The 15,918-nt window shown below is 60.2% G+C and carries 17 protein-coding genes; 16 read left to right on the forward strand and 1 reads right to left on the reverse strand.

All coding sequences use genetic code 11. The annotated features are described in order from the left end of the window. Position 1 precedes the first annotated feature (1 nt). The 8 genes from BLS87_RS02750 to BLS87_RS02785 all read left to right on the forward strand — a co-directional run bounded on the left by BLS87_RS02750 (position 2) and on the right by BLS87_RS02785 (position 7,315). The gene (locus tag BLS87_RS02750) at positions 2 to 280 is read left to right on the forward strand and encodes a helix-turn-helix domain-containing protein (protein WP_074749936.1); all 279 of its coding nucleotides are present in this window, start codon (positions 2 to 4) and stop codon (positions 278 to 280) included. Positions 281 to 511: 231 nt separating this feature from the next. Further along, entirely contained in the window at positions 512 to 1,186 is a 675-nt protein-coding gene (locus tag BLS87_RS02755; RefSeq protein ID WP_074749938.1) for a GntR family transcriptional regulator, read from the forward strand. 117 nt (positions 1,187 to 1,303) lie between these two features. Further along, the gene (locus BLS87_RS02760) at positions 1,304 to 2,110 is read left to right on the forward strand and encodes an ABC transporter substrate-binding protein (protein WP_074749940.1); all 807 of its coding nucleotides are present in this window, start codon (positions 1,304 to 1,306) and stop codon (positions 2,108 to 2,110) included. A 24-nt stretch (positions 2,111 to 2,134) separates the two neighbouring features. Further along, positions 2,135 to 2,902 (forward strand): amino acid ABC transporter permease, encoded by a 768-nt coding sequence (locus tag BLS87_RS02765; protein WP_074749942.1) that lies wholly within the window; start codon positions 2,135 to 2,137, stop codon positions 2,900 to 2,902. Between the two features lies 1 nt (position 2,903). Continuing rightward, positions 2,904 to 3,683 carry an amino acid ABC transporter ATP-binding protein gene (locus BLS87_RS02770; protein ID WP_074749945.1) on the forward strand — a complete coding sequence of 260 codons (780 nt, stop codon included), beginning with the start codon at positions 2,904 to 2,906 and terminating at the stop codon, positions 3,681 to 3,683. 19 nt (positions 3,684 to 3,702) lie between these two features. Then, the gene (locus BLS87_RS02775) at positions 3,703 to 4,794 is read left to right on the forward strand and encodes a polyamine ABC transporter substrate-binding protein (RefSeq protein ID WP_074749947.1); all 1,092 of its coding nucleotides are present in this window, start codon (positions 3,703 to 3,705) and stop codon (positions 4,792 to 4,794) included. 26 nt (positions 4,795 to 4,820) lie between these two features. Continuing rightward, complete coding sequence (locus BLS87_RS02780; protein ID WP_074749949.1) at positions 4,821 to 6,431, forward strand: gamma-glutamyltransferase family protein; 1,611 nt, start codon at positions 4,821 to 4,823, stop codon at positions 6,429 to 6,431. A 203-nt stretch (positions 6,432 to 6,634) separates the two neighbouring features. Then, a complete protein-coding gene (locus BLS87_RS02785) occupies positions 6,635 to 7,315 on the forward strand; it encodes a GntR family transcriptional regulator (protein WP_083370582.1) in 681 nt (226 codons plus the stop codon). Between the two features lie 126 nt (positions 7,316 to 7,441). On the opposite strand, the gene BLS87_RS02790 is transcribed toward BLS87_RS02785, so the two are convergent. Next, positions 7,442 to 7,768, reverse strand: coding sequence for an NIPSNAP family protein (locus BLS87_RS02790; RefSeq protein ID WP_074749953.1), 327 nt, complete (start codon positions 7,766 to 7,768; stop codon positions 7,442 to 7,444). A gap of 174 nt (positions 7,769 to 7,942) precedes the next feature. Here BLS87_RS02790 and BLS87_RS02795 point away from each other — a divergent pair, with 174 nt between their 5' ends. The 8 genes from BLS87_RS02795 to BLS87_RS02830 all read left to right on the forward strand — a co-directional run bounded on the left by BLS87_RS02795 (position 7,943) and on the right by BLS87_RS02830 (position 15,913). Continuing rightward, on the forward strand, positions 7,943 to 8,836 hold the full coding sequence (locus tag BLS87_RS02795) for an NAD(P)-dependent oxidoreductase (protein WP_074749955.1): 894 nt from the start codon (positions 7,943 to 7,945) through the stop codon (positions 8,834 to 8,836). Next, positions 8,837 to 10,264 (forward strand): aldehyde dehydrogenase family protein, encoded by a 1,428-nt coding sequence (locus BLS87_RS02800; RefSeq protein WP_074749957.1) that lies wholly within the window; start codon positions 8,837 to 8,839, stop codon positions 10,262 to 10,264. A 105-nt stretch (positions 10,265 to 10,369) separates the two neighbouring features. After that, positions 10,370 to 10,765: a carboxymuconolactone decarboxylase family protein gene (locus tag BLS87_RS02805; protein WP_074749959.1), complete on the forward strand. Its 396-nt coding sequence runs from the start codon at positions 10,370 to 10,372 to the stop codon at positions 10,763 to 10,765. Positions 10,766 to 10,819: 54 nt separating this feature from the next. After that, positions 10,820 to 12,160 (forward strand): MFS transporter, encoded by a 1,341-nt coding sequence (locus BLS87_RS02810; RefSeq protein ID WP_074749961.1) that lies wholly within the window; start codon positions 10,820 to 10,822, stop codon positions 12,158 to 12,160. A gap of 21 nt (positions 12,161 to 12,181) precedes the next feature. After that, on the forward strand, positions 12,182 to 13,120 hold the full coding sequence (locus tag BLS87_RS02815) for an NAD(P)-dependent oxidoreductase (protein WP_074749963.1): 939 nt from the start codon (positions 12,182 to 12,184) through the stop codon (positions 13,118 to 13,120). Beyond that, positions 13,117 to 13,506, forward strand: coding sequence for a cupin domain-containing protein (locus tag BLS87_RS02820; RefSeq protein WP_074749965.1), 390 nt, complete (start codon positions 13,117 to 13,119; stop codon positions 13,504 to 13,506). Before BLS87_RS02815 ends, BLS87_RS02820 begins: the two co-directional genes overlap by 4 nt. A 167-nt stretch (positions 13,507 to 13,673) precedes the next feature. Then, positions 13,674 to 14,441 carry a carboxymuconolactone decarboxylase family protein gene (locus BLS87_RS02825; RefSeq protein WP_074749967.1) on the forward strand — a complete coding sequence of 256 codons (768 nt, stop codon included), beginning with the start codon at positions 13,674 to 13,676 and terminating at the stop codon, positions 14,439 to 14,441. A gap of 92 nt (positions 14,442 to 14,533) precedes the next feature. Next, positions 14,534 to 15,913, forward strand: coding sequence for an MFS transporter (locus BLS87_RS02830; protein ID WP_074749969.1), 1,380 nt, complete (start codon positions 14,534 to 14,536; stop codon positions 15,911 to 15,913). The last annotated feature ends 5 nt before the right edge of the window (positions 15,914 to 15,918 follow it).

Raw genomic sequence — 15,918 nt, forward strand, 5'->3', positions numbered from 1 at the left:
CATGTCCCTGAATGAAGACATTCTGCTAGGCATTGACCTGAATCTGCTGCTGACTTTTCTGGTGGTCTTTCGCGAACGCAGCGTCAGTGAAGCGGCCCGTCATCTTCGTGTGACTCAGCCTGCGGTCAGTGGATCGCTTGTGCGGTTGCGCCAGTGTTTCGGCGACCCCTTGTTTCTGCGGCGTAATCGCAAGATGCAGCCCACGCCAAAGGCCCAGGCAATAGCCGACGCGTTGCTGCCGGCCATGCTGCAGATCGAATCAGTGATCCGTCACCCGTAACGATTCGCTGTCATTTCCGCGTTTCCCAAACGCACACCTGTGCTTGATGGTGGTGCGTTCATTCCCACGCCTGATCCAATCGGTAGCAGTCCACGGTGACGGCTTAGCGCACGGTAATGCTGAAAATTCGTAACAGGTTCATCGAGTTGCCGCACGATTCATCGAGCTGGCACTGCTTTTGCTTTTGTGTATCCGTGGATGATTGGATACAAAAATTCAAAAGGTAATGCCATGCGACTCGTACCCGGATACGCCGACCGCCCACCTGTCACCGCTGAAGAAGAGGCCTACGCCTTTTTGCTGGATGCCATCTGCAAGGGCACGTACCGCATGGGCGAACGGCTCATCGCCGAAGACATCGCCACGGAGATCGGCATGAGCCGCATGCCGGTACGCGAGGCGTTTCGGCGTTTGGCGGCCGATGGGCTGGTCACCTTGCGGCCTAATCGCGGCGCGGTGGTCAGCGGGCTGAACATCGAAGAAATGCGCGAAGTGTTCGAAATGCGCAGCGCTCTGGAAGGGCTGGCGATTCGGGTCGCCGTGCCGAACATCACCGAGCGTCACCTGACCCACCTCGAACGCCTGCTCGACGACATGGACGACTACCGCGACGACAGTTCGGAGTGGGTAGGGCGCCACCGTGCATTCCATGAATACCTCTGCAGCATCAGCGGGCGTGCGCGACTGATGCGCCAGATTTCTGCGCTGTACACGGCCATCGAACCGCACATGCGGGTCTGGCTGGAGCATGGGGAGAAGCCGTTGAGCGCCCGCGACGAACACGCGGTCATTCTCGAGGCGCTGCGCGCGGGCGATGCCGATCAGGCGGAGCTCGTCCTGCGCGACCACATCGACGGCACGATTCCCAGCCTGATTGCGTTTCTCGAACAGCAGAAACCAGCATGAGCGCCTGACTCTCTTTCAACACCAGAAGCGGGCAGCCAGTCCGCCAGAGACACCCGGTCACCCTGTATCGACGTTTAGAACTGCCCTTACTTTCTTACCGAAATCGGAGCTTTCGTCATGCACAAACCCGCCGCGCTCGCCGCCCTCGTTTCCCTGAGTCTGTGTGCACCTCTGGTGTTCGCAAACCCGACCGTGCCGGACCGTCTGCAGAAGGTCGACAAGGTCACCTATTGCTCCGGTATGGACTCGCCACCGCTGGTGTCCTTCGATGCTGCGCAGAAACCGGTGGGCCTGACCATCGATCTCGGGGTGGAAATCGCCAAGCGTCTGGGTGGCAAGAAAGTCGAGTGGCGGGTCATTCCGTTTTCCGGCCTGGTACCGGCGTTGCTGGCGCAACAGTGCGACATGATCGTCGATCAGCTGTTCGACAAACCCGAGCGCCGGGAAGTGATCAACATCGTCAACTACATGTACTCCAGCCAGTCGGTGGTGGTGCCCAAAGGCAATCCGAAAGGCATCAAGTCGCTGGACGATCTGTCGGGGCACAAGGTCGCGGTGCTCAATGGCTCCACCATCAAGACCCTGCTGGACGCCCAGAATGAAACCCTGACCAAGGCCGGCAAGCCGCCGCTCAAACTGGTGGTGTACAACACCGACACCGATGCCTTCCAGGCGCTGCGCATCAGCCAGGTCGACGCGTATGGCACCACGGTGGAAACCGCCGGTTACTACGCCAACATGGCGCCCGACCTGTTCCAGGAAGGCGTTCCCGCTTTCAGCCGGATTCTGACCGGGCTGGGTATTCGCAAGGGCGACCCGCAACTGACCGCCGCCGTGCAGCAGGTGATCAGCGACATGCGCAGCGATGGCAGCTACACGCAGCTTCTCGCCAAATGGCACGTCGAAAGCGACAAGCTCGATTGAAATCCCGCAGAACGGAATAGACCGATGAATTTCAATTGGGAAGTGTTCTGGCAGTACCTGTTGCAGCCTAGCGGGGTGTACCTCACCGGGCTGTGGCTGACCTGCCTGATCAGCGTGCTGGCGATGCTGCTCGGCTGCACGCTGGGCCTGATCGCCGCCTTGATGCGCCTGTCGAAGAATCCGTTGCTGAACCTGCCGGTTCGCTTTTACGTCTGGCTGATGCGCGGCACCCCGTTGCTGGTGCAGATCGTCTTTCTCTACACCGCGCTGGCGGCGGGCGGCATCTTTCGTTTCGAGGACATCGACCTGGGCTGGTTCATCGTGCCGGGCAACATTCAGGCGGCGATCATCGCCCTGGGCCTGAATGAAGGCGCCTACATGGCCGAGATCATTCGCGCGGGCATCGGTGCGGTGGACAAGGGCCAGTATGAGGCCGGCCGGTCGCTGGGCATGACCTTCGGCAAATTGATGCGCCGTATCGTGCTGCCACAGGCGTTCCGGGTGATCGTGCCGCCACTGGGCAACGAGTTCAACGTGATGCTGAAAAACACCACGCTGGTCAGTGTGATCGGCGTGCAGGAGTTGCTGCTGAGCACGCAAATGGTGACGTCGGCAACGTTCCGGGTCTTTGAGTTGTACCTGGTCGTCGCGATCTATTTCCTGATGCTCACCACGCTGTGGGGGTTTTTCCAGCGCTGGCTGGAAAAACGCTTCGGCCAGTCCGATCGTCAACCCCCGGCGGCGAAACGCATGTTTGGCCGCAGTGCGATGAAACTGTTGAGGGGGCGTTGAGATGGCGCATCAAAGCGAAGAACTGATTATCGAAGCGCTGGACGTTCACAAGTCGTTCGGCGATCTGGAAATCCTCAAGGGCATCTCCCTGCAGGTCCGTCGCGGGGAAGTGGTGGTGCTGATCGGCGCCTCGGGCTCGGGGAAAACCACGTTCATCCGTTGCATCAATCTGCTGGAAGACATCCAGTCCGGGCGCATCCGGGTCAATGGCCAGCCGATGGGCTATCGCGAACGCGCCGATGGCCGTCTGGTGCGTGATTCGGAACGCAATATCGCACGCCAGCGGCGTGATATCGGCATGGTGTTCCAGCGCTTCAACCTGTTTGCACATATGACCGCGCTGGAAAACATCATCGAAGCGCCGATTCACGTGCTCGGTGTTTCGCGCGAGGCGGCGTTGATCCAGGGCCGTGAACTGCTGGCCCGGGTCGGCCTGGCAGACAAGGCCGCGCATTACCCCTCGATGCTGTCCGGTGGTCAGCAGCAGCGGGTGGCGATCGCCCGCGCCCTGGCCATGAAACCCAAGGCCATGTTGTTCGACGAACCGACCAGCGCGCTGGACCCGGAAACCGTTGGCGAAGTCCTTCAGGTCATGAAGGAGCTTGCCGAAGACGGCATGACCATGGTGGTCGTGACCCACGAAATGGGCTTCGCCCGCGAAGTCGCCGACCGTGTGGTGGTGCTTGATCAGGGCGAACTGATCGAACAAGGCCCGCCCGAACAGATTTTCAGCCGTCCCACCCATCCCCGTACCCAAGCCTTTCTCAGCCGCGTGTTGTAACGCTCACAAGGAAATCGTCATGCGTTCATTCTGCTTTGCCGCTGCTCTGTGCTCTGTTGCCTTCCTGCCGGTGGCGCATGCCGCCGACGGCGTGATGAAGATGTATAACTGGTCGGATTACATCGGCCCCGACACCCTGAAAAACTTCGAAAAGGACAGCGGGATCAAGGTCCAGTACGACATCTTCGACACCAACGAAATGCTCGAAGCGAAGATGCTGTCGGGGCATTCGGGGTATGACCTGGTGGTGCCTTCCAGCCAGTTTCTGTCCAAGCAGATTCGCGCGGGTGCGTACCAACCGTTGCAGCGGTCATTGTTGACCAACTGGAATCACCTGGACCCGCGCCTGATGAAGCGTCTGGAAGCCGCGGACCCGGGCAATCGTTACGCCGTGCCGTACATGTGGGGCACGGTTGGGATCGGCTACAACGAAGAGAAAGTGCGCGCGGTGCTGGGCAAGGACGTGGTGCTGGATTCGTGGTCGATGGTGCTCAACCCGGACAACCTGGCCAAGCTCAAAAGCTGCGGTGTGGCGTTTCTCGACGCGCCGGTGAAGATCATTCCCCAGACCCTGTTGTACCTGGGCCTTGACCCCAACAGCGTGAAACCCGACGACTACAAAAAGGCCTCTGCCTTGCTGATGAAACTGCGCCCGTCGGTGACCTACTTCAACTCGTCCAAGTACACGGCTGACCTCGCCAACGGCGATATTTGCGTGGCGGTCGGTTATTCGGGCGACGTGATGCAGGCGCAGACACGCGCCAAAGAAGCCGGGAAGAACGTCGACATCCGTTACCTGATCCCCAAGGAAGGTGTGAACCTGTGGTTCGACATGCTGGCGATTCCCAAGGATGCCGGCAACGTCGCCAACGCCCATGCGTTCATCAATTACCTGCTGCGTCCGGAAGTCATCGCGCCGGTGAGTGACTACGTCGGTTATGCCAACCCGAACACCGACGCCACTGCCTTGATGGACCCGAAGGTCAGCGGCAATCCGGGGATCTATCCGGGCGACGAGGTGATCAACCACACCTTCGTGTCTGCCGATCTGCCGGACAACATCCAGCGCCTGATCACGCGTGAATGGAACCGCATCAAGTCCGGGCAATGAATCCAGTTTTCTGAAGAGCGTTCGTCATGTTGAAATTTTCTGCTCACGAATACCCCTATCCGTCGCAACGCCAGAGCGTGTTCGCTCGCCGCGGCATGGTGGCCGCGTCGCAACCGCTGGCGGCACAAGCGGGTATTGAAGTCATGCAAAAGGGCGGCAATGCGATCGACGCCGCCATTGCCACAGCGGCCGCGTTGACCGTGGTCGAACCGACCGGTTGCGGGATTGGCGGCGACGCCTTCGCGCTGGTCTGGTGCAAGGGCCAGCTCCACGGACTGAACGCCAACGGCCATGCGCCGGCGGCATTGAGTATCGAGGCTGTGAAGGCGGCCGGGCATGAACAGATGCCGATGTACGGCTGGACACCGGTGACGGTGCCTGGTTGTCCGTCGGCCTGGGCAGAGCTGTCCCGACGCTTTGGCAAACTGCCGTTTGCCGAGCTCCTCCAGCCAGCGATCAGCCTGGCCCGCGACGGGTTCCCGCTGTCCCCGGTGGTTGCTCATCAATGGCAAATCGCGTTCGACGAGTTCAGTGCTCATCGCGATCCGGTGATGGACAGCTGGTTCCAGACCTTCCTCATCGACGGGCGCGCGCCGAAAGCCGGGGAGCTGTTCCGCAATCCGGCCCAGGCGAAGACCCTGGAAGAACTGGCCGCCACCGAGTGCGAAAGCCTGTATCGCGGGGCGTTGGCACAGCGACTCGACGCTCATGCCCGCGCAACCGGCGGCTATTTGAGGGCACAAGACCTGGCGGGTTTTCGTGCGCAATGGGTCGACCCGATCAGCATCCGTTATCGCGGCTACGACGTCTGGGAGATCCCGCCCAGCGGCCAGGGCCTGGTCGCACTCATGACCTTGAAGATCCTTGAAGGCTTTACGTTCGATCATCGCGACAGTCAGCTGACCTGGCATCGGCAACTGGAGGCCATGAAGCTGGCGTACAGCGACGGCCTGCACCACATCACCGATCCCGATCACATGCGCGTGGCAGTGGCTGATCTGTTGAGCGACCGCTACAGCGACCAGCGCAGGGCGTTGATCGGCGATCAGGCGCAAGCACCCCAACCTGGTGACCCGCAGGCCAGCGGCACGGTGTATCTGGCGACGGCCGATGCCGAGGGCAACATGGTGTCGTTCATTCAAAGCAACTACCACGGCTTCGGTTCTGGGGTAGTACTGCCGGACAGCGGCCTCGCGTTGCAGAATCGCGGGCAGGAATTCAGCCTTGATCCAGGCCATGCCAACTGCCTGGCACCGGGCAAAAAGACCTTCCACACGATCATTCCCGGCTTCCTGACCAAGGACGATCAGGCGGTCGGTCCGTTTGGTGTCATGGGCGGTTACATGCAGCCCCAGGGGCATGTGCAGATGGTGATGAACCTGGTGGACTTCGACCTCAACCCGCAGGCGGCGCTGGACGCACCGCGCTGGCAGTGGCTGGGCGGCATGAAAATTGGCATCGAGCAGGGCGCGTCGAAGGCTCTGGCGGCAGGGCTGGCCCGGCGAGGGCACGACATCAGCATCACCTACGATTCCACCGATTACGGTCGTGGGCAGATCATCGTGCGCGATCCCGTCAGCGGCGTGTTGTGCGGAGGGACCGAGCCGAGGGCGGATTCGACGATTGCGGTGTGGTGAACGCCGCTGATGAATCACCCTCCTGAAGACGTGGTGCGCCCCAGTTGAAGAAGACCGATTTTATTTTTCCGAAAAGAGCTGTAATACAATACGATTGCTTCTGGCGGGGCCGATCATGAGGATCGGTCGCCAGATTCGATCCGGCGTCTTCTTCCTCGAGAAGGGTGGCAGCCATGAAATTCATAGGTCTTCGGGAATACAGCATGAAAGTACAACGCCAGGCGTCGTCTTTGCGGCATCAAGTGCAGGATGCACTGCGCAATGAAATCATCTCGGGTCGTTTCAAACCCGGTGATCGACTGGTGGAGCAGCAGCTGTACACCGCGCTGGACGTCAGCCGCACCTCGCTGCGTGAGGCGTTGCGGCAGCTTGAGGCCGAAGGGCTTGTGGAGCAGGTGCCACATCGCGGTGCTTACGTCGCGTCGGTGGACGCTAACGATGCGGTACAGATTTACGACGTGCGCGGCGCCCTGGAAGTATTGGCAGTGCGCAATTTTGTCCGCCATGCCAGTGATGAAGACGTTCGCGAACTGGCTGAAGTGTTCGATGAGTTCGTCGAACAATCCCACACCGCGACCCTCGACGGTGCGGCATTGCTGGACATCAAACGACGTTTCTACCATGTGCTGCTGGACATCGAGCAGAGCCGGGTGGTCGGCGGCATGCTGGAGCAGTTGAACAACCGCGTGAGCCTGCTCCGCGCACTGTCGTTGGGCCGGGAAGGGCGGATGCCGCACACCCTGGCCGAGCTTCAGGAAATCGTGCGCAACATTCAGTTGCGGGACGAAGGAGGCGCCTGTGCGGCGGCGTTGTTGCACGTCGAGAACGCGTCGAAGAACGTGCTGCAAATGCTGGCGGTGGATGCGGGGCATTCAGTGCAGTAACCGGCGCTTCTGACCCGCGTATCTATTGATTTCGTCCGTTGATGACGGGGCTGAAGGTTCGGCGTCAGACCGAACCCAGGCACCCTCACCATTGAGACTGTCGAATGGGCACAGTCACAGCCAGGTTTAACGCAACGCCGAATAAACCGTCGGCGCCAGGAACTGGTTCTCGATCCGCTCCACGATAATCGCCTGTGCTTCACTCGCCGCACGTTTGGCGATCCATTCGGGATCGCTCTGAAACGCATTCCACTTCGTTTCGCGCTCGGCCAGGTTTTCCCATTGCAACAGGTAGGTCAGCGACTGGTTGGTTGGCCCGGTCAGGTTGGTCCAGAAACCGATCTGTTTGATCCCGTACTTCTCGAAGAATCCCAAGGTGGCGCTGGTAAAACGCTCGTGCAAGGCAGGCAGACGTCCTGGTGCACAGTGATAGGTGCGCAATTCGACAATCATTCGTTCTACTCCTCAAAGGTGCCGCTGGTAGGAAACTGTAAACTAGCCTATTGACCGACTGTATGACAATCCTATAGTTTTGTCGCAACGGTTGGCGTGGGTCACCGCTTCAGAACACCGCGTGACGTCGCCTCGACCCGATTGAAAAGAACATAAAAATCAAAGGGCACGAACATGACGCAACCGCAACGAATCGGTTTCATCGGACTGGGCATGATGGGCACGCCGATGACGGCCTGCCTGGCCAAGGCCGGGTTTCAGCTATTGCTTGCGGACGCGGATGCCGCACGGCTGCGCGATGTGCAGGCTGCCCTGAATGCCTCCGCGCTCACCCCTGAAAACGCCAATACCCTCGATGTTTTGATCACCATGCTGCCCAACTCGGCCATCGTCGAGAACGTGCTGCTGGCCGACGGTGGCTGGGCGGCGCACTTGAAGGCCGGTTCAGTGGTGATCGACATGAGCTCTTCGGAGCCGGCACGCTCCCGCGAACTGGGTCAGACGCTCAAAACCCTGAACCTTGAATACCTCGACGCCCCGGTTTCCGGTGGGGTCAAACGTGCCGTTGATGGCAGCCTGGCCATTCTCGTCGGTGGTGACGAAACGGTCATGCGACGCTGCCGATCACTGCTGGACGCCATGGGAAAAAATATCCTGCACATTGGCGACGCCGGTGCCGGTCACGCGGCCAAGGCGCTGAACAACTTCGTATCTGCCGCCGGGCTTATGGCGACCGTCGAAGCGTTGCACGTGGCCAAGCGTTTTGGTATCGCGCCGGCCGTCATGGTCGATGTGCTCAACGCGTCCAGCGGCGGCACCAACACCTCGTTGAACAAGGCCAAACAATTCATGCTCAGCGGCACGTTCGGCTCCGGGTTTTCCATGCAGCTGATGAACAAAGACCTGAAGATTGCCAAAGGCCTGTCCGATGCGCTGGATTACCCGCTGACCTTCGGCCAAAGCGCAATCGTGGTGTGGAACGAGGTGGCGCAGGAGGCAACGCCCACCACGGATCACACCGAGATGTACCGCATGCTGGCGAAGGAAGGCGAGCGAGGAGGCGAGTAAATGTCCCGTGCAGCCTGCTTTTATATAGACGGCCGCTGGGTCGAGCCGGCATCGCCGACCTGGTTCGACGTCATTGACCCGGCCACCGAGGCCGTGGTCGAGCGCCTGGCGCTGGGGGACGCCCGCGACGTGGATCGTGCGGTGGCTGCCGCGCGCAAGGCGCTGCCAGGATTCGCGCAGACCAGCGTGGCCGACCGCATTGCATTGCTCAAACGCATCGTTTCGATCTATGAGCGCCGTCAGGAGGCGTTCGCTCAGGCGATGCGTCTGGAAATGGGCGCGCCGATAACCTTTTCCAGAACATTCCAGGTGCCGCGCGGCTGGCTGCACTTGAACCAGTTGATCGACGTGCTGCAGCACTTTGCGTTTGAAGAAGCGCAAGGCAGCACACTGATACGTCACGAACCGGTCGGTGTCTGTGGTCTGATCACCCCATGGAACTGGCCGATCAATCAGATCGTCGTCAAGGTCGGCCCGGCGCTGGCCGCTGGCTGCACCATGGTGCTCAAACCCAGTGAATATTCACCGCTGAGCAGCCTGCTGTTCGCTGAAGTGCTGGACGAAGCGGGCGTTCCGGCCGGGGTCTTCAACCTAGTCAATGGCGACGGCCCTGGTGTGGGTGCAGCACTGTCGTCACACCCCGACATCGACATGCTCTCGTTCACCGGTTCGACTCGCGCAGGCGTCCTTGTGGCCAAGTCGGCGGCAGACACCGTCAAGCGCGTGGCGCAGGAACTCGGTGGCAAGTCGGCGAATATTCTGCTCGATGACGTCAATCTTCAGGATGCCGTGACCCGTGGCGTCGCGGCTTGCTTCACCAACAGCGGTCAGTCGTGCTCGATTCCAACCCGCATGCTGATCCCGCGTTCGCTTATGGATCAGGCCATTCAGATCGCCAGGGTCGCGGCCGAGGGCTACCACGTGGGCGCCACGGGCGATGAGAGCACCCACCTCGGTCCGCTGGTCAATCGCGCCCAGTTTCGCCGGGTGCAGGCGATGATTCAGAACGGCATCGACGAAGGGGCGCAGTTGGTTACCGGCGGTGTTGGTCTGCCAGACGGTATCCAGAAAGGCTATTACGTGAAACCCACCGTGTTTGCCTACGTCAGCCCGCACATGAGCATCGCTCAGGAGGAGATCTTCGGTCCTGTCCTGTCGATGATTCCCTATGACTCGGAAGCCGAGGCGATTGCCATCGCCAACGGCACCCACTACGGATTGGCCGCCTATGTGCAATCGGCCGACCAGCAGCGTGCCCGCCAGGTTGCGCGTCAATTGCGGGCCGGCAGCGTGCACCTGAATTATCCGCCCGCCGATTTCGCAGCGCCGTTCGGCGGCGTGAAGCGCTCCGGCAACGGCCGCGAGTGGGGCGAGTACGGTCTTCGCGAGTACCTGGAAGTGAAGTCGCTGGTGGGCTACGGGACCTGATTCAATGCACTGAGCGCTGCAGTAGCACGCACATGAACACCTCAAAAAAATTTACCTGTTTTAACTGTATGACAATCAGTCGATCGTACGAACAAGGTGGGAATCATGGATAACAACGAACGTTTCAATCAGGGCTTCAACAATCGCAAGGAAGTACTAGGCGACCGCCACGTCGAGAAATCGTGGGAAGCGGCCGACGATTTCAACCGGCCGATGCAGAAACTCGTCACCGAGTACTGCTGGGGTGAAATCTGGGGCGACCCGACATTGCCGTTCAAGACCCGCAGCATCATCAACATCGCCATGCTCACGGCCATGAGTCAGCACCATGAACTTGGCATTCATGTGCGCGGCGCACTGCGCAATGGGGTGACGCAGGAGGAGATTCGCGCGGTGCTGATGCAGGCAGCGATTTATTGCGGCGCGCCGCTGGGCCTTGCGGCGTTTCGCGTGGCCTCCGAAGCGATCAAGGCTTATGAAGCCGAAACCTCGGCACGCTGAATCCTGACACCACGACCCCCTGCTTGCGTCCGACAATAACTATAAGGAAACGTCATGAGCACTTACGCCCCAGCCAGCTCGGTGGCTGAAACCGATCAGTCGATCGAGAAGAAAAGAAGGAACGCCATCAAGGGCGCATTCTTTTCCGAATACATCGACATGTTCGACATTTACTTGCCGGTAGTGGTGTTGTCCCCGGTGCTGTTTTTCTTTCAGCCCGCTCAGTTGTCGCCAGGCATGGCCGCGATTCTCGCCTCACTGGTGTTTATCACCACGTTGCTGGGTCGTCCGATTGGTGCGTTGCTGTTCGGCATGATCGCCGACAAGACCGGACGGCGCATGGCGTCGATTTATTCAGTGTCCGGCTTTGGCGTGGTCACGTTGTTGATCGCGTTGCTGCCCGGTTACGAGACCATCGGCATTGCGTCTTACTGGGCCTTGGTGCTGCTGCGTTTTGTCGACGGGATTTTCCTCGGCGGTGGTTACACCGGTGCGATGCCGCTGGCCATCGAGTATTCCAAAAAGCATCAGCGCGGTTTTGTCGGCGGTCTGATCATTGCCGGGTTCCCGTTGGCGTATGTGAGCATCAATCTGGTGGCAATGTTGATGTTCATCCTGTTTCCGCTCGATGGCCCCGGCTCGCCTTATGTGCAATGGGGGTGGCGGATTCCGTTCGTGATCGGCGCGGTGCTGGCTGGCGTGCTGGCGCTGTATTACGTGTACGCGGTGTCGGAATCGGAGATCTGGGAGAGCGAAGCCGGGAACACACCCCGTGAAAAACTGCCGCTGACCGATCTGCTTAAAGGCAAGAGCGGACGCAACCTGCTGCAGGTGCTGCTGATGATGACCGGTTTCTGGCTGACCCAGAACGTCATTACCATCTTCCTGCCCACCGGCCTGCTCAGAAACATCCTGCACTTGTCAGGGATGGAGGTGACGGGCACGTTGCTGATCGCTTACTCGGTGCTGTTTTTCAGTTACATCGGCTCGGGAATGATCGGGCAGAAGATCGGACGCCGCCGTTTCTTCATCACCCTGGGGCCGGTCATCGCCACCGTCGGTGCCGCCATCATGTACGTGCTCGCCAACGTCCAGGGCCTTTCGCTGCCGGTGATCATGACGCTCGTCTGCGTGCTGTCGGTGCTGGTGACCGCACCCTGGGGCGTGATCGTGACCTACATCAACGAGCGTTTTGTGACCGATGTACGCGCCACTGGATTCGGTGTCGGGTTCAGTCTGTCGGTGATCATCCCATCGTTCTACGCCTTCTATATGGCCTGGCTGGGCGAGTTCATGCCGTTTTCCGTCACGCCTGCCGTGTTGCTGGTGGTCGGCGGTGTGATTGCAACCATCGGCGCCCACATGGGGCCGGAAACCAAAGACGTGGATTTCTAAGGCTCACTACAACGTGAGCGCTTGAGGAGAGCTGTCGTGGACAACAAGACATTGGGTTTCATCGGTCTGGGCAACATGGGCGGGCGCATGACGCGCTGCCTGGTGAATGCCGGTCTGAATGTGCTCGGTTATGACACTGACGCCCGGCGAATAGAAGCGGCGGGGGCACAGGTGGCGTCCTCTGTCGCCGACGTCGCGGTCGAGGCCGACGTGGTGTTGCTGTCATTGCCGGACAGTAAGGTGGTCGAGGCGGTCGTCGAAGGTCCGCAAGGGTTGCTCGCTCATTGTCGCCAAGGCCAGATCGTCGTCGACCTGAGCACCGCAGCGGCCAGTTCGACCTTGCGCTTGCACGGTCTGTTTGCCGAGCGCGGTGTGCAATACATCGATGCCGGGATTTCCGGCGGTGCGGCAGCGGCCGAAAAGGGCGCATTGACGCTGATGGTCGGTGGCGATGCCGCCACCGTCGATGCGCTGGCCTGGGTGTTCAAGCCCATCGCCAGCAAGGTCTTTGTGATGGGGGAAAGCGGTGCCGGGCACACGACCAAATTGCTGAATAACTTCCTGAATGCGGTGAGCCTCGCCGCGACGGCGGAGGTGATGGTCGCAGGCAAAAAGGCCGGGCTGGACCTGCATCAATTGCTCGATGTCCTCAACAGCAGCAGCGGGGTGAACTTCGCCACGCTCAACCGATTCCCGCACATCGTCGATGGCAACTACCTGGAAGGTGGACTGACCGGCAAGTTGATGAGCAAGGATGTGGTGCTGTACCTGGACCGCGTTCGTGAATTGGGTGTCGCTTCGCTCAATGCGTCCGGGCCGTTGGCCAGTTTTGGCCTGCAGGTAGCGCTGGGTTATGGCGACCTGATCAGCAATCGCGTGGTGGATGCCATTGGCGACATGTCCGGTGGGGTGCGCCTGCACGAATCGCGTCAAGCAATGAACACAGGAGAGAACGCATGAAGGTTTTTCACGGCAGCATCGAAGGCGCCGTTTCAGAGCAACGTTCCAGCACCTTTACGGGCGTGGTCTGGGCAGACCCGGTGATGCCCGCAACCGATGGGGTGACGATCAATAACGTGTCGTTCAATCCCGGTGCGCGCACCTATTGGCATTATCACGAACAGGGGCAGGTGCTGTATGTCACCGCCGGCAGCGGCTGGATTTGCCTGGAAGGCAGTGAGCCGCAGGCGATACGCCAGGGCGACACGGTCTGGATCGGTCCGCACGAACGGCACTGGCATGGCGCCAATACCAAAAATTTCATGGTTCACACGGCGACCTCCATTGGCAAGACCGTTTGGCAGGAGGCGGTGGAGGACACGGACTACCTGCGTTCGGCGGATTGAAAAATCCCCGGTCTGACGGAGGAGGCCTGTGAGAACACCTTCATTCGCGATTGGCCATCAGGATCGACGCGTCGGTATCGCCTGCTGGGTTTTTCGCGAATGAATGTGCGCCCTCAGTGGGCCCGCATGCCTCGGATAGCGCTTGTTTCGGTTAGGGGAAAGTACGCATGAACCTCACAGAAAAACAACAAAAGGCCAGAGATGCCTTCGCCCGCAGTGGCGGGACATGGAACCTGGCGTGGGACAGCCTGCTCAGGCTCGATCCCGGCTTCGTCGAGGCCTACGCCGGTTTCGCTGCCGTGCCGTGGCAGAAGAATCACCTGCCCGGCAAGGTCAAGGCGTTCATTGCCATCGCTGCCGATGCAGCGGCCACGCACTTGTACCGGCCTGGCATCCAGGAGCATTTGCGTGTCGCCGTCCAGCATGGCGCCACCCGCGAAGAGCTGACCGAAGTGCTTGAGCTGATCAGCACCGTGGGCATACACGCGTCCAATGTCGGCGTGCCGGTGTTGCTTGAGGTGCTGGAGGAAGAGGGCATGCGTGAAGGTCCCGAGCCTTTCGATGCCCGTCGAGAAGCGCTTAAGTCCCGTTTCATCGACAACCGCGGTTACTGGCATTCGTCGTGGGAAGGGCTGCTTGAACTGGACCCGGAACTGTTCGAGGCGTACGTCGAGTTTTCATCGGTGCCTTGGCGTTCGGGGGTGCTGGAGCCCAAGGTCAAGGAACTGATGTATTGCGCATTCGATGCAGCGGCCACGCACCTGTACGTACCGGGCCTCAAGCTGCACATGCGCAATGCCTTGCGCTATGGCGCGACCAGGGAAGAAATCATGGAAATGCTGGAGATCGTCAGTGTCATCGGCATCCATGGCGCGCTGGAAGCGGCGCCCATGCTCGAACAGGCGCTGGGGGAACCGAACCAACGCTCAACCTGATGACGCACACGTGCAACGTGAAGGCGCCACCACGACCGGGCGTGTAGCAACGCTTTGATGACCACTCATAAAAATAACAACGAGGCACGCACATGAATACAACATCCAGCATCGGCGCACGCCTGGATCGTTTGCCGTTATCGGGGTTTCACTACCGGCTGCTCGGCTTGATCGCAGCTGGCATGTTCTTCGACTCGTTCGACATTTACATCGCCGGATCAGTGCTCGCGGCATTGATCAACAGCCATGAATCGACCCTGGCACTGAACGCCACCTTCGTGTCGGTCACCTTCATCGGCATGATGGCCGGCGCCTGGTTGTCCGGGGTCTTGGGCGATCGTTTCGGACGTCGCTTTACCTACCAGTTCAACCTCGGTATCTATGGTTTCGCCTCGATTGCAGCAGCGCTGGCGCCCTCGATGTACTGGTTGATTTTCTTCCGTCTGGTCATGGGCGTTGGCATGGGGGCGGAGATCGTCGTGGGCTACGGCACTCTCAGTGAATTCATTCCTGCCGACTGGCGCGGCCGCTTTGGCACTGTCCTCAATCTGATCATCAACACGTCGCTGTTTCTGGCGGCGTTTCTGGGCTGGCTGATCATTCCGCATTTCGGCTGGCGCTGGATGTTTGCGATTGCCGGCGTGGGCGCCCTGGTCGTGTGGTTTCTTCGTAAGTCGATGCCGGAATCGCCCCGCTGGCTGGCCTCTCAGGGACGCGCGGCAGAGGCGGAAAAGATCGTCGCTACCATCGAGACCCGCTGCGGTGTCAGCCCAAACAGCTACGTGGCTCAGGAACCGTTGGCAGAAACCACGGCAACCCCTGCGCGCATTCGCGACTTGTTCTCCCGCCGACTGCTTACGCGCACGATCACCGGCATCACGGTACTGGTCGGGTTGTTCACGGTGAACTATGCCTTCGTCAGCTGGATCCCGACCTTTCTCGTGCAACAGGGCCACAGCGTATCGAATTCTCTGGGCCTGACCACCCTGATGTTTGCGGGCGGCCCGTTGGGTTCGTTGATCGCGTTTGCGCTTGCCGAGCGGTTGGGCCGCAAGTGGGGCATCGTGCTGTTTTCGCTGGTCGGCATCGGCTTTGGCGTGAGCTATCCCTTTGCCCAGTCCGAGATAGCAATCATCGCGGCCGGTTTCGCAATTACCTGCTGCATTTACGTGCTGTCCTCGCTGAGCGTCGCCAGCTACGTACCGGAGCTGTTCCCGACGGAGCTGCGCTTGCGCGGTGCCGGGCTGTGCAACGCCATCGGGCGAGGCGTCAATATTCTCGTGCCATACGCGATCGCAGCGGTGTTTGCCGGGTTCGGCATTGTCGGCGTGATTTCGCTGATTGCCGGGACGTTGCTGCTGCAGGCGGTGATCGTGGCGACGATCGGGCCGGAAACGAAAAACCGTTCGCTGGAAGACATTGCCGACGTGCCGCTGCCCGTCGAACGCGCCCCGCAAAACGTCAACATCTGAATCTG

This window comes from Pseudomonas abietaniphila (assembly GCF_900100795.1).
In the GTDB taxonomy this organism is placed as follows: Bacteria; Pseudomonadota; Gammaproteobacteria; order Pseudomonadales; family Pseudomonadaceae; genus Aquipseudomonas; species Aquipseudomonas abietaniphila.

Bases quoted from the DNA above. Each gene is read 5' to 3' on its own strand.
- BLS87_RS02770 (WP_074749945.1), top strand. From the start codon at position 2,904: ATGGCGCATCAAAGCGAAGAACTGATTATCGAAGCGCTGGACGTTCAC.
- BLS87_RS02820 (WP_074749965.1), top strand. From the start codon at position 13,117: ATGAAGGTTTTTCACGGCAGCATCGAAGGCGCCGTTTCAGAGCAACGT.
- BLS87_RS02830 (WP_074749969.1), top strand. From the start codon at position 14,534: ATGAATACAACATCCAGCATCGGCGCACGCCTGGATCGTTTGCCGTTA.
- BLS87_RS02750 (WP_074749936.1), top strand. From the start codon at position 2: ATGTCCCTGAATGAAGACATTCTGCTAGGCATTGACCTGAATCTGCTG.
- BLS87_RS02790 (WP_074749953.1), bottom strand. From the start codon at position 7,768: ATGATTGTCGAATTGCGCACCTATCACTGTGCACCAGGACGTCTGCCT.
- BLS87_RS02805 (WP_074749959.1), top strand. From the start codon at position 10,370: ATGGATAACAACGAACGTTTCAATCAGGGCTTCAACAATCGCAAGGAA.
- BLS87_RS02825 (WP_074749967.1), top strand. From the start codon at position 13,674: ATGAACCTCACAGAAAAACAACAAAAGGCCAGAGATGCCTTCGCCCGC.
- BLS87_RS02780 (WP_074749949.1), top strand. From the start codon at position 4,821: ATGTTGAAATTTTCTGCTCACGAATACCCCTATCCGTCGCAACGCCAG.
- BLS87_RS02785 (WP_083370582.1), top strand. From the start codon at position 6,635: ATGAAAGTACAACGCCAGGCGTCGTCTTTGCGGCATCAAGTGCAGGAT.
- BLS87_RS02760 (WP_074749940.1), top strand. From the start codon at position 1,304: ATGCACAAACCCGCCGCGCTCGCCGCCCTCGTTTCCCTGAGTCTGTGT.
- BLS87_RS02800 (WP_074749957.1), top strand. From the start codon at position 8,837: ATGTCCCGTGCAGCCTGCTTTTATATAGACGGCCGCTGGGTCGAGCCG.
- BLS87_RS02775 (WP_074749947.1), top strand. From the start codon at position 3,703: ATGCGTTCATTCTGCTTTGCCGCTGCTCTGTGCTCTGTTGCCTTCCTG.
- BLS87_RS02810 (WP_074749961.1), top strand. From the start codon at position 10,820: ATGAGCACTTACGCCCCAGCCAGCTCGGTGGCTGAAACCGATCAGTCG.
- BLS87_RS02765 (WP_074749942.1), top strand. From the start codon at position 2,135: ATGAATTTCAATTGGGAAGTGTTCTGGCAGTACCTGTTGCAGCCTAGC.
- BLS87_RS02755 (WP_074749938.1), top strand. From the start codon at position 512: ATGCGACTCGTACCCGGATACGCCGACCGCCCACCTGTCACCGCTGAA.
- BLS87_RS02795 (WP_074749955.1), top strand. From the start codon at position 7,943: ATGACGCAACCGCAACGAATCGGTTTCATCGGACTGGGCATGATGGGC.